Source organism: Pseudoalteromonas sp. SR45-1 (assembly GCF_014163655.1).
In the GTDB taxonomy this organism is placed as follows: Bacteria; Pseudomonadota; Gammaproteobacteria; order Enterobacterales; family Alteromonadaceae; genus Pseudoalteromonas; species Pseudoalteromonas distincta.
This window is the reverse complement of record NZ_JACJDR010000002.1, coordinates 109,570-122,544: the sequence shown is the minus strand read 5'-3', so window position 1 is coordinate 122,544 and position 12,975 is coordinate 109,570. Positions and strand designations below refer to the sequence as shown.

Annotated in this window: 11 protein-coding genes; all 11 read right to left on the bottom strand. The window is 41.6% G+C overall.

Features of this window, described 5'->3' with window-relative positions; translation table 11 throughout:
- From H5089_RS02985 to rsmH, 11 genes are read right to left on the bottom strand one after another with little or no spacing between them, the layout of a single operon-like run.
- Positions 1–921 carry a D-alanine--D-alanine ligase gene (locus H5089_RS02985; RefSeq protein ID WP_058154153.1) on the bottom strand — a complete coding sequence of 307 codons (921 nt, stop codon included), beginning with the start codon at positions 919–921 and terminating at the stop codon, positions 1–3.
- The gene (gene murC, locus H5089_RS02980) at positions 918–2,369 is read right to left on the bottom strand and encodes a UDP-N-acetylmuramate--L-alanine ligase (RefSeq protein WP_039485322.1); all 1,452 of its coding nucleotides are present in this window, start codon (positions 2,367–2,369) and stop codon (positions 918–920) included. The genes H5089_RS02985 and murC overlap by 4 nt, the downstream gene beginning before the upstream one ends.
- Positions 2,370–3,446 (bottom strand): undecaprenyldiphospho-muramoylpentapeptide beta-N-acetylglucosaminyltransferase, encoded by a 1,077-nt coding sequence (gene murG, locus H5089_RS02975; protein ID WP_182711437.1) that lies wholly within the window; start codon positions 3,444–3,446, stop codon positions 2,370–2,372. It lies immediately after the preceding gene.
- Positions 3,443–4,618, bottom strand: a complete 1,176-nt coding sequence (gene ftsW / locus H5089_RS02970) for a cell division protein FtsW (protein ID WP_024606332.1) — start codon at positions 4,616–4,618, stop codon at positions 3,443–3,445. The genes murG and ftsW overlap by 4 nt, the downstream gene beginning before the upstream one ends.
- Positions 4,615–5,949, bottom strand: coding sequence for a UDP-N-acetylmuramoyl-L-alanine--D-glutamate ligase (gene murD, locus H5089_RS02965; RefSeq protein WP_182711436.1), 1,335 nt, complete (start codon positions 5,947–5,949; stop codon positions 4,615–4,617). Before murD ends, ftsW begins: the two co-directional genes overlap by 4 nt.
- On the bottom strand, positions 5,950–7,032 hold the full coding sequence (gene mraY, locus H5089_RS02960) for a phospho-N-acetylmuramoyl-pentapeptide-transferase (protein ID WP_154903862.1): 1,083 nt from the start codon (positions 7,030–7,032) through the stop codon (positions 5,950–5,952).
- Positions 7,032–8,414 carry a UDP-N-acetylmuramoyl-tripeptide--D-alanyl-D-alanine ligase gene (murF, locus tag H5089_RS02955; RefSeq protein ID WP_182711435.1) on the bottom strand — a complete coding sequence of 461 codons (1,383 nt, stop codon included), beginning with the start codon at positions 8,412–8,414 and terminating at the stop codon, positions 7,032–7,034. The genes mraY and murF overlap by 1 nt, the downstream gene beginning before the upstream one ends.
- Entirely contained in the window at positions 8,411–9,889 is a 1,479-nt protein-coding gene (gene murE / locus H5089_RS02950) for a UDP-N-acetylmuramoyl-L-alanyl-D-glutamate--2,6-diaminopimelate ligase (RefSeq protein ID WP_182711434.1), read from the bottom strand. Before murE ends, murF begins: the two co-directional genes overlap by 4 nt.
- Positions 9,882–11,699, bottom strand: a complete 1,818-nt coding sequence (locus tag H5089_RS02945) for a peptidoglycan glycosyltransferase FtsI (protein WP_002957987.1) — start codon at positions 11,697–11,699, stop codon at positions 9,882–9,884. The genes murE and H5089_RS02945 overlap by 8 nt, the downstream gene beginning before the upstream one ends.
- On the bottom strand, positions 11,696–12,022 hold the full coding sequence (gene ftsL, locus H5089_RS02940) for a cell division protein FtsL (RefSeq protein ID WP_002957986.1): 327 nt from the start codon (positions 12,020–12,022) through the stop codon (positions 11,696–11,698). Before ftsL ends, H5089_RS02945 begins: the two co-directional genes overlap by 4 nt.
- Complete coding sequence (gene rsmH, locus H5089_RS02935; RefSeq protein ID WP_024606338.1) at positions 12,019–12,957, bottom strand: 16S rRNA (cytosine(1402)-N(4))-methyltransferase RsmH; 939 nt, start codon at positions 12,955–12,957, stop codon at positions 12,019–12,021. Before rsmH ends, ftsL begins: the two co-directional genes overlap by 4 nt.
- Positions 12,958–12,975: the final 18 nt, after the last annotated feature.

Here is a 12,975-nt window from a genome sequence, read left to right as displayed (position 1 = left end):
TTAAAGCGTTTGCTCTAAAATGCGAACAACTAATTGCTCAAAAGTTGCCCCGTTCGCTTTTGCAGCCATCGGTACTAGTGACTTTTCAGTCATGCCTGGTACTGTATTCACTTCAAGCAGGTAAAAATTCCCTTGCTCGTCTTGCATAGCATCAACACGACCCCAACCACTTGCACCCACTAAATCAAACGCATCTAGCGATATGGCTTGTAAGTACTTAGTATCTTGCTCTGATAAATCTGCAGGGCAATGATACTGGGTTGTATTTGATTGATACTTAGCTTGGTAATCGTAAAAGCCATTAGGTGTCGTCATCTCAATGACTGGTTGTACATCGTCGCCAAGCACCGTGATTGTAAATTCACGACCAGTGATCCACTGCTCTACAAGTACTTGGTTATCAAACTTAAATGCATTAGCTAGTGCATCTTCAAGCTCTTGTGTTGTACTTGCTTGCGCCATACCTATGCTTGAACCTTCATGCGATGGCTTAACCATGACCTTTTTAAATTCATCCATAATGGCTGCAGCATCAAAGCCTTTTTTAGCATCAACTACGGTATAAGGTGCAGTGCTTAAACCCGCTGATTTAAATAAGTGCTTACAACGTACTTTATCCATAGCAAGTGCTGAACCTAGTACATTACTGCCCGTGTAAGGCAAGTCCATAAATTCAAGTGCTCCCTGCACTGTGCCGTCTTCGCCACCACGGCCATGCAAAGCGATAAAAACGCGATCTACATTTAATTCTTTTAACTCCCACAAAGAACGACTTTGTGGGTCAAATGCAATTGCATCAATACCACTATTTTGCAGCGCATTTAAAACAGCCTGACCCGATCGTAAAGACACTTCACGCTCTGCTGAGTTACCACCTAGCAGTACCGCTACTTTACCAAATTGTGTGTTTACCTGAGTCATACTTCACCTTGCTTAAGTTTTTCTATCGACATACCCGTTGCAGCTAATGTTTTAACTAACTGGCCTATATTACCAGCGCCTTGGGTTAATACTAAATCATTGTTTTGTAAATTTGCGGCCAAAACACCTGCAAGCTCAGCATTTGTTGCTACGTGCAGCGGCTCTTTGCCACGTTGGCGAAGGCTACGACATAAGCTTTTGCTGTCTGCCCCCACAATAGGATCTTCACCAGCGCTATACACATCAAGTAATAGCAACTGATCTACATCAGCAAGTACTTTTACAAAATCTTCGTATAAGTCGCGTGTACGAGAAAATCTATGAGGTTGATATACCATTACTAAACGCTTATCAGGCCAACCTTCACGGACTGCTGCAATTGTTGCTGCAACCTCTGAAGGGTGATGCCCGTAGTCATCAACTAACATCACATTGCCCCGCTCGTTTTCAAATTCACCATAGTGCTGAAAACGACGGCCAATGCCTTCAAACTTCTGCAGCGCTTCTAAAATTGCATGATTCGCAATGTTTTGATCTTTTGCCACAGCAATCGCAGCGGTTGCATTAAGTGCGTTGTGTCTACCTGGCATATTCAACGTGGCAGTTAAACACTCACCTTGCTTGTTGGTTACTGTAAATGTGCACGTATTAGCTGATTGGCTAAAGTCGCTCATGCGATAATCAGCATCCTTCGATTCGCCATACGTGATAACTGGGCGACCAAAGCGCGGAATAAGCTCTGCTGCAACTTCAGAGTCAATACATACAACAGCTAAACCATAAAACGGCAAGTTATGAATAAAATCGACATACGTGTCTTTCATTTTTTCAAGACTGCCGCCATAAGTATCCATGTGATCTTCTTCAATATTTGTGATCACCGAGACCATTGGCTGCAAGTGTAAAAACGACGCATCGCTTTCATCAGCTTCTGCTATTAAAAAATCACTTTTACCTACTTTTGCGTTACTACCTGCGCTATTTAACAAGCCACCAATAATAAAAGTTGGATCGAGCCCTGCTTGTCCATAAATACTTGCAATTAGGCTTGTTGTCGTTGTTTTACCATGCGTCCCCGCAATCGCTATACCGTGGCGAAAACGCATTAGCTCTGCGAGCATTTCTGCGCGGCGCACAACAGGGATTCTTGCGGCCTTAGCTGCAATAATTTCAGGGTTTGTTTCATCAATCGCGCTTGAAACAACCACTACATTGGCATCTTTCACGTTATTTTCATGATGGCCAATAAATACCTCAGCACCGGCTTTAATTAAGCGATCTGTCATAGCGCTATGAGCAATGTCAGAACCTGTAATACGATAGCCTTCAAAAGCGAGTACTTCAGCAATACCGCCCATACCGGCTCCACCAATACCAATAAAGTGAATGGTTTCTATTCGGCGCATTGCTGGGCGCGTGTGTTTTTCTTGTACTGACGTTTCTTTCACTTATTTTCTCTTATTTGTTACTTGCTCACAGTGCGTTGCTACGCTTGCTGTGGCATCTAAAATGGCTTGTTTTTTTGCATTTGTAGCCATTTCAGTAATTAATGAAGGTTGGGCTAAATATGGGCTTAATAGTTCAACAATTGATTGTTTATTAAACTGCCCTTGTGGCATTAATAATGCGCCATTAGCCATCACTAAATATTGTGCGTTTGCTGTTTGATGGTCGTCCACAGCATGTGGAAAAGGAACAAAAATAGCCATTTTACCTGCTGCTGCAATTTCGCTAACAGTTAATGCACCAGCGCGGCAAACAACAATATCAGCCCAGCTATATGCCGCGTCCATATCATCAATAAATTCAGCTATTTTTGTATTACCATCCGCAAAGCCATGCATTTTATAAGCTGTTTCTACAGTAGATAAATGACCTTCACCTGTTTGATGCCATACGCTTATAGGAGCTGTATTATTTAGTACTTTAAATGCTTCTGGTAATGTTTGATTAAGCACTTGTGCACCGAGCGAGCCCCCTACCACTAAAATATTAATAGGGCTTGATACATCGCGTTTGGCTATATTCATAACGCTTTGGCGAACTGGGTTACCTACTAGCTCGGCTTGACCCTGTGCAAAAGCACTTGGAAATGCTGCTAATACACGTGTAGCCACCTTAGCTAGCAGTTTATTGCTCATACCCGCTACAGCGTTTTGCTCGTGAATAACTAACGGAATACCTAAACTCTTTGCGGCAATTCCCGTGGGTCCCGTAACATAACCGCCCATTGCGAGTACTACATCTGGACGCTGTTCTTTCAATACCTTACGCGCTTGCAATACTGCATTAACTACCATGAATGGGGCTTTAATAAGACGTTTTAATCCGTTACCACGAACACCTTTTACATTGATAAAATCAATATCTATATTATGCTTAGGTACAACGCTTGCTTCCATTCGATCTGGTGTGCCAATCCAGCTAACTTGCCAGCCCTGCTGTTTTAAATAATCAGCCACTGCAATACCAGGAAAAATGTGTCCGCCAGTTCCACCAGCCACTACTACTAATTTTTTACTCATCGCTTGCCTCCACGTGAGGTGGCTTGTTTGGTTGCCATTTTGGTTTCAAAATCTACGCGCAATAAAATGCCTGTGGCAATGGTCATAATTAACAAGCTTGAACCACCATAAGAAATAAATGGCAGGGTTAAACCCTTAGTTGGCAAAATACCCGCGCTCGCACCCACATTCACCATGGTTTGAAATGCAAACCAAATACCAATGGCAAACGAAAAATAGCCTTCGTATTCTTTGCCACATTTAAGCGCTTGTTGGCCTATTAATAACGCTCTAAATACTAAAGTAGCTAATACCATTAAAATACTTACAACGCCTATTAAACCAAGTTCTTCACCTATTACAGCAAAAATAAAATCGTTATGCGCTTCAGGTAAATATTGCAGTTTTTGTACACTGTTACCTAAGCCTTGGCCAAACCAACCACCTTGGCTATAAGCCATTAGCGATTGAACTAACTGATAACCTTTACCAAAAGGATCATCCCAAGGGTCCAAAAAGCCGACAACACGCGCCATTCGATATGGTTCAACAATAATCAGTAATACAACTAAACCGACGCCAGTTAGAATAAGCACAAAGAACTGCCATAATTTAGCGCCAGCTAAAAACAGTAAACCAACCGTTGTTACAAACATAACAACCACTGTGCCTAAATCAGGTTGCAGCAAAATAAGTAGCGCATACACTGCAAATACAGCTATTGGCTTTGCAAAGCCTTTAATATTTTCTTGTACTTCTTCGCGTTTTCTTACCAAATAACCCGCAATATAACTAAAAAAGTATAATTTAGCGGCCTCAGCAACCTGAAAACCAACAGGACCAATAGGTATCCATCGTTTAGCACCATTCACTTCACGCCCAACAATTAATACCGCTATTAACAGCACCATACCTAGTATTAATAAATAAGGGTTGGATCGTTTCCACCAATCCATTGGCACACAAACACTTATCCAAAAAAGCACAAAAGACATTGCCAAAAACATGCTGTGGCGAATAGTAATATGGTATGGGTCATCAAATAACCGCTCAGCGGTCGGCATTGAAGCGCTGGTTACCATGATAAAACCAACACCAATTAACATAATTACGCAGTACAACAGCGGTACATCATACAACTGACCTGAAGGTTTTGGTGTTAATGCATCTCTTATATCGGCAAAAGCAATCATAGTTGCCCTGCCATAACACATTGAATAAAGTCATCACCACGTTGCATATAGTTGTTATACATATCAATGCTGGCACATGCAGGTGCTAACAAAACAATATTGCCTGTACTACTAAGTACGTTGGCCAAAGCAACGGCTTCTTCCATGTTGTTAGTTAAATAGCTCTTATTGGTAATCGCAGCTAAGTCACTTGCATCTTTACCAAAACAAATTAATGCTTTTACATGCTGTTCTATGTAGGGTTTAAGTGCGTTTAAATCAGCGCCTTTAGCATCGCCACCTGCAATAACAATCAGGTTTTCACCATTACTAGCCAAACTATCTATTGCAGCAATGGTCGCTCCAACATTCGTTGCCTTTGAATCGTTAAAATACTTTACACCGTTAAGCTCAGCTACAAATTGGCAGCGATGAGCCAACCCATTAAATTGACCTAACGCGTTCTTATATTGATCTTTACTTACTTCAAACGGACTTAAAAGCGCCATTACTGCAAGCGTATTTAAATAATTGTGTTTACCCACTACCGCAAGCGTATCAACAGGTAAAAAGGCATCGCCTTTAAGCATAAAATGAGTTTCGCCATTATGCTGCGCTAAATGGTAATCACCTTGTTGAGCACCAAAGCTGATTAGGGGGGTTGTACCGCGCTCAACTGGATGTGTTTGAATATCGTCTGCATTGACAACAATAAGCTCTGCACCGCCATAAATACTTAGCTTTGAGTCTATATAAGCTTGGTAACTGTCGTATCGGTCAAGGTGATCTTCTGACACATTTAATACCGTTGCACTCAAAGGTTTTAAACTCGTTGTGGTATCTAGCTGAAAACTAGATAACTCAAGTACATACACATCAAAATCATCGTTGAGTAAATCAAGCACCGCTGTGCCAATATTCCCACCCAAAGCAACTTTATAGCCGGCTTCTTTTAATACTTCATAAGCGAGGGTAACCACGGTTGATTTACCGTTAGAGCCCGTAACAGCAACAACCGGTTTTGTATTAATACGTGCAAATAACTCAACGTCGCCAATCACTTCAACACCTGCGTTAATTGCATTTGCAACAGCTGGTATTTTTAAGCTAAGCCCAGGGCTTATAATAATCATATTGCTTGAACAAAGCTCAGCGTCATCTAAATTACCAAAGTGGGTATCTAGATTTGGCGCATGCTCTTTTAACCAATCAATCCCCGGCGGGGTTGCTCGGCTATCAACGACCTTGGGGGCGAGGCCATGAGATAATAGAAAACGCACAATGCCCAGACCGGTTACACCGAGTCCGAGCACTGTTATTTGTTTGTTTTTTATCTCGTTTAAATACTGCATTTATCGAATCTTTAAAGTAGCTAAGCCAGCAAGCACTAGCACAACAGAAATAATCCAAAAGCGCACAATAACGCGAGGCTCTGGCCAACCTTTTAATTCATAATGATGATGAATCGGCGCCATTCTAAAAATGCGTTGTCCGCGCAATTTATACGACCCCACTTGTAATATTACCGATAGTGCTTCCATTACAAATACACCGCCCATAATAATAAGTAGTAACTCTTGGCGTACTAAAACAGCAATAATACCTAATGCGCCACCAAGTGCTAATGAGCCAACATCACCCATAAATACTTGTGCTGGGTAAGTGTTAAACCATAAAAAGCCAAGCCCTGCGCCCACAATGGCAGTACACACAACCACAAGCTCACTCGCTAGCGGTAAATGTGGAATATGTAAGTAAGCCGAAAAGTTAATATTACCTGTTAAGTAAGCAATAATTGCCAATGCTGCAGCCACCAAAATAATTGGCACAATCGCCAAGCCATCTAAACCATCTGTCAGGTTTACCGCGTTTGATGTACCTACTATCGCAAAGTACGTGAGCACAATATAAAACAAACCTAATTGCGGTAATACGTCTTTAAAAAATGGAACAACAAGAGATGTCTCAGATGCTTGAGCACTGGTAAAGTACAAAGCAGTAGCTACAACTAATGCAATGACCGATTGCCAAAAGTACTTCCACTTAGCAATTAAACCTTTTGGGTCTTTACGAATAACTTTACGGTAATCATCAATAAAGCCAACAATACCTAATGAGCCAATTACAAACAGTGTTGCCCACACATATTTATTTGATAAATCGGCCCAAAGTAGCGTGCTGGTAAAAATAGCCGCTAAAATAAGTAAGCCACCCATAGTCGGTGTACCCGACTTAGACAAATGCGATTGCGGGCCATCGTCGCGAACTGTTTGACCTATTTGCATACGTTGCAAACCACGAATTAACTTAGGCCCCAAATAAAGAGACATAATTAGCGCAGTTAAAATACCTAAAATGGCACGTAGCGTTAAATACGAAAAAACATGAAAACCACTAAAATACTGTGTTAAATACTCTGCCAGCCAAACTAACATTATGATACTCCATTGATGGCTTGTTGCTGGCCATTAACTAAATCGGTTACTAATAATTCCATGCGAGAACTGCGCGATCCTTTCACTACTATTGTTGTTTTTTTATTCACTTTATTAATACTTTCTTGAATTTTTTGCTGCATCTGTTCGCGGCTCGAAAAGTGACGATTAGGGAGTTCAAACACATCACTTGCGTATTTACTTAACACGCCTAATGTAAATAACTCATCAATCCCTTGTTCAAGTGCATACTCGCCAACTTCTTGATGGTACTTACGTGCATCTTCACCAAGCTCACCCATATCTCCGAGTGCTAAAATGCGGTGACCTTGCATATCACTTAACAAGTCAATCGCAGCCTTTACCGACTTAACATTGGCATTATAGGTGTCATCAACCACGGTAAGTAAATCAGACACTTCAATTAAATTAACGCGCCCTTTTACATCACCCATTGTGGCAAGTGCATTGGCTATTTCTTCAAGGGTTACATCAAATTCACTGGTCAGCGCCGCAGCGATAAGTGCATTACTAATATTATGCTTACCAGGTAGTGCCAAAGTAACAGGCACTTGCTTGTTTTTAGTGCAAAGCGTAAAGCTTGCACGTGCATTGGCATCAAGCGTGATGTTCTCTGCCCAAATGTCTAGTTTTTCGGTTGTAGAAAAGCGCTTAACATTACGCCCTTCAAGTTTATCTAACCAATACTGGCTAAATTCACTATCGCAATTAACAATGGCAACGCCGTCATCTTTTAGGCCATCAAAAATCTCACCTTTAGCTTTTGCAACGCCCATTAAGCTACCAAAACCTTCCAAGTGAGCTGCTGCAACATTACATACAACGGCCACATCTGGTTTTGTCATTGCCGTTGTGTAAGCAATTTCACCTAAGTGATTTGCACCTAGCTCAATAACAGCAAAACGATGTTGAGGCTCTAAGCGCAATAACGTAAGAGGGACGCCAATATCGTTGTTAAAATTACCTTTAGTAGCTAATACATCACCGTGAACCGACAAAATTGCCGCACACATTTCTTTTACGGTGGTTTTGCCTACACTCCCTGTAATTGCAATTGTTTTAGGCGCCACTTGGGCCATAACAGCGGTGCCAATTGTACCTAGTGCAATACGTGTATCGCTTACTATAAATTGTGGAATATCTACATCAACTTTGTGCTGAACAATAACGCCTATAGCGCCTTTTTGTTTAGCCTCAGCTATAAATTTATGGCCATCAAAATTTGGCCCTTTAAGTGCTAAAAACACTTCGCCATCGCACACTGTGCGAGTATCAGTATTTATATTTAGCACGTGTTGATTATCACCTTGATAATCGGCTGTTAGCACATTAGCTAACCAATCAAAATCCATTGGGATCATTGTGTTATCCCTCTTACTGCTTTTTTTAGTTGTTCTTGTACATAACGGCGATCGCAAAAGTCGATGCGCTTATCGCCTATAATTTGATAATCTTCGTGGCCTTTACCTGCAATCAAAATAACATCATCAGCTGTAGCGTTTTCTATAGCAAAACGAATTGCAGTTGCTCTATCAGCCTCTAGATGTGCATTTTGAGGATGGGTTAGACCGCCTGCTACATCTGCAATAATGTCATCAGGATTTTCTGTTCGAGGGTTATCGCTGGTAATAATCACTTTATTAGCGTTTTGCTCTGCAGCTTGCGCCATTAATGCGCGCTTACCTTTGTCTCTGTCGCCACCGCAACCAAATACACAACTTACACCACCTGGCACATGCAACTGCAATGCTTGTAATGCAAGTGCAAGTGCATCGGGTGTATGGGCGTAATCAACAACACACGTTGGCATGCCAGCTTGACTAAAAGCTTGCATTCGACCAGCGACTGGCTGTAACTGCGCACAACCAGCAACTAGTTGTTCAAGCGGATAACCTAGCCCTAGTAATGTAGCGAGCGCTGCCGTTAAGTTATATAAGTTGAATTCGCCAAACAGAGGCGATTTAATTGAAATATCACCCCAACTTGTCGACAACTGCGCCGAAATACCTTCACTTGAATATTCAACATCAGAAAAATAAACGTATCGGGCATTCTTAGGAGCTAAATTTTTTCGGCCATAACAAATTAGGTTATTAAAATCATACTTTTCAAGCCATTGCTCAGCTTGAAAGTCATCTTGATTGAGCACTACAACTTGCGGCTCAAAATCACGGAAAAGCATTAATTTCGCATCACCGTAACTTGCCATATCACCATGGTAATCTAAGTGATCGCGCGAAAGATTAGTAAACACAGCCGCTTTAAACTGACATTTAGCAACGCGTTGTTGCACTAACCCATGAGATGATACTTCCATGGCTACCAGCTTTTTATGCTGCGAATTTAAATCGCTCAAAATATGCTGTAAATCAACTGTTGAAGGCGTAGTGTTTATCAGTGGAATTAAGTTATCAGGATGGCCATAACCTAAAGTGCCTATAATAGCCGAATCAGTACTACAAAATTGCGCTAAGTGGGCAATCATTGCTGTGGTAGTCGATTTACCATTTGTACCTGTTACACCAATTAAATCAAGAGTCTGACTTGGTTGGCTATAAAAGCGACTAGCTAATTCTGGAAGCTTTTTATCAAGCTCTGAGACTAAATACAGTGGCTCAAAACTGCTTTCAAATTCACATAATCTGTCAGCAATGATAGCTATTGCGCCATTTTCAATTGCTTTATTAATAAATTGTCCGCCATCAAGTGTATGGCCTTTAATAGCAACAAATACATCACCTGGCGTTACTTCACGGCTATCAAGGCGTAAATGCTTTACCAGTTGCGAGGGCGCATCTATTTCGATGTATTTTAAAATATCCTTTAAATCACGCATCGTTATCTTTACCTTGTACGTACGCAACCTCTTCCTTGTCAGGCGCTACGTTTAATATTCTTAATGCGTTAGAGATGATTTCTGCAAATGCAGGGCCAGCGGTGGCACCTCCATAGTACACATCACCACCTGGTTCATTAATCATAACTACCACGGCTAAACGAGGATTACTTGCCGGTGCTACACCTGCAAAGTAACCTACATATTCATCACCATAACCACCTGCTACGGCTTTTTTAGATGTACCTGTTTTACCGGCAGCACGATACCCATCAACTTTTATGTTGCGAGCAGTACCGTCTTTTTCAAATACACTTTCCATCATGTGGACTACGGCTTCTACGTCTTTTTGTTTAAAAATACGTTCGCCTTCAGGTATATTATCTTGCTTTAAAATAGTCAGTGGTCGATTAACTCCACCAGCGCCTAACATGGTATAAAAGCGCGCCATTTGCGCAGTACTTACCGAAATTGCATAACCAAATGATAAAGTGGCAATTTCAAAGTCAGACCAACGACGATTTGGATAAAACAAACCGCTGCTTTCACCTACCATTCCAGTACCGGTGTCACTGCCAAAGCCTACTTTTTGATATAAGCCAACAAGGTAATCTTTAGGCACTAACTGAGTAACCTTCGCAACCCCCATATTTGAGGAGTACTTTAGTATTTCGCGCAGTGTTAGTTCGCCGTGATTACGAGTATCTCTAACTAAACTACCACCTAAACGCATCCAACCTGGGTAGGTATCAATCGTGTCATCTGCCTGAATGGCGCCGTAGTCTAGCCCAGCTAAAATGGCTAGAGGCTTAACAGTTGAGCCTGGTTCAAACAAATCTGTAATTGCGCGATTACGACGCTTATGAGGTGCAGCATCGCTTAAGTTATTTGGATTAAATGAAGGACTATTTACCATTGCCAGCACTTCACCGGTTTTAACATCAACTACCATAGCTGAGCCCGATGTGGCTTTGTAAGTCAGTACAGCTGATTTTACAGCTTTGTAGGCAATAGCTTGAATTCGCTGGTCAATACTTAGTTCTATACTTTCTGGCTCTACGCGCTCACGCTCGTCAAGCACTTCTACTTCACGCCCTTGTGCGTCTTTACGTATAGTGCGGCGGCCTTCCTCGCCCGTTAAAGCGTTTTCGTATAGCTTTTCAATACCTTCAATGCCTTTACCGTCTATATTAGTAAAACCAATAACATGCGCGGTAACCTCACCGGCGGGGTAATAGCGTTTAGATTCATCTAGTAAATGAATACCTGGTAGGCGTAAATCGCCAATATAATTTGCTACAGCAGGAGTAACTTGGCGCTTTAAATAAACAAAGCGACGCGAGGGATCGTTTAATAGTCGAGAGTTAATCTTCTTAGGATCAATGCGCAATACATCAGCAAGCTCACGCCAGCGTAAATCGTTTTTATAATAAAGTGCAGTACGCTTATCAAGCTCAGCGGTATTTTCAGCTAAAGATAAATGATCTTCGCCGCTTTTACGTGCTTGTTTAATTACTTTAGAGACTAGCGACTTGTGCAATGCTTTAGGATCAGCATATACACTTACAACAGGCACACTTACCGCTAACTCTTTACCATTACGGTCAAAAATCATCCCGCGTTGCACATGTAGTTTTTCAACGCGCACGGTACGTTTGTCACTTTCTGAACGTGCTTTATCAGGTTCTATTACTTGTAAATAAGCAGCGCGAGATACGAGTGTTACAAACACCATAAACACAACTGCACACACCAGCATAAAGCGCCATGTGATTAAATTAGTGACTGGTTTTTTGCCTCTATTTCTCATTGTACTATTATTACCTGCTCATCTTGACTCGTAGGTCTTTTCATTTTCAATTGTGATGTAGCTACTTCTTCAATGCGTGCATGTTGCGAATAAAATTCTTCTTCAACAAGTAAGTAGCGCCACTCTAAATCGAGCTCATCGCGTTCTTGTAATAATTGATCTTGCTGTATAAGTTGGCCACGAGCTAAGTGGGTTGTTTGCACAACAGCTAAACTAGAAGCGAATATCACAACCAACAAGGCCGAGGTTAGCTTATTAGCTCCTAGGCCTTTTAATATTTCAAAGAATAAATTAGGTTGCCGATAGCTCGCTTTTTTACTCATCCCAACCTCTGTGCAATCCTAAGTACAGAACTACGAGAACGTGGATTACGCTCTACTTCTGCAGCACTTGGCTTAATAGCTTTACCCACTGCTTTTAACGTCAGATTTTTATTTATTTGTGCGTCAGTTAAAGGCAGACCTCTGGGTAATGCTTCTCCCTTACTCTGTTTTCTAATAAACTGTTTTACAATACGGTCTTCTAAAGAATGAAACGAAATCACCACTAAACGTCCGCCTGGCTTTAGCACTTTAACTGCAGACTGTAGCGCTGTTTGAATCTCTTCAAGCTCGCTATTGATATAAATACGAATCGCCTGAAAAGTACGTGTTGCAGGGTGCTTAAACTTATCTTTTACCGGTACAGCTTCATCAACAAGGTCAGCAAGCTGCTTGGTAGTTGTGATTGGCGTGTGCTCACGAACTTCAAGTACTTTGTGTGCAATGCGTTTACCAAACTTTTCTTCCCCCAATTTTTTAATTACGTGGGTAATATCATCCAACTCAGCCTCTGCTAACCACTGTGCTGCACTGCGACCTGTTGTAGGGTCCATACGCATATCGAGTGGGCCGTCTTTCATAAAACTAAAGCCACGCTCAGCGTCATCTAATTGTGGTGACGAAACACCAATGTCTAATAAAATGCCATCGACTTTACCAATTAGATCGTTTTGCTGTGCTACTTCGTATAGGTTTGAAAAGCGAGTATGTGCAATTGCAAAACGTGGGTCATCAGCAAATTTTTCAGCTGATTGTATTGCTTGTGGATCTTGGTCAATTGCTTGCAGGCGACCTTCATCACCAAGGCGTGCTAAAATTTGCCCAGAGTGGCCACCACGTCCAAATGTACCATCCATGTATATACCGTCTGGCTTAATTGCAAGGGCATCGATGGTCTCATCCATTAATACGGATACGTGTTCAAATTGCGCTGTCATTAGCTATTGTGTGCCTTT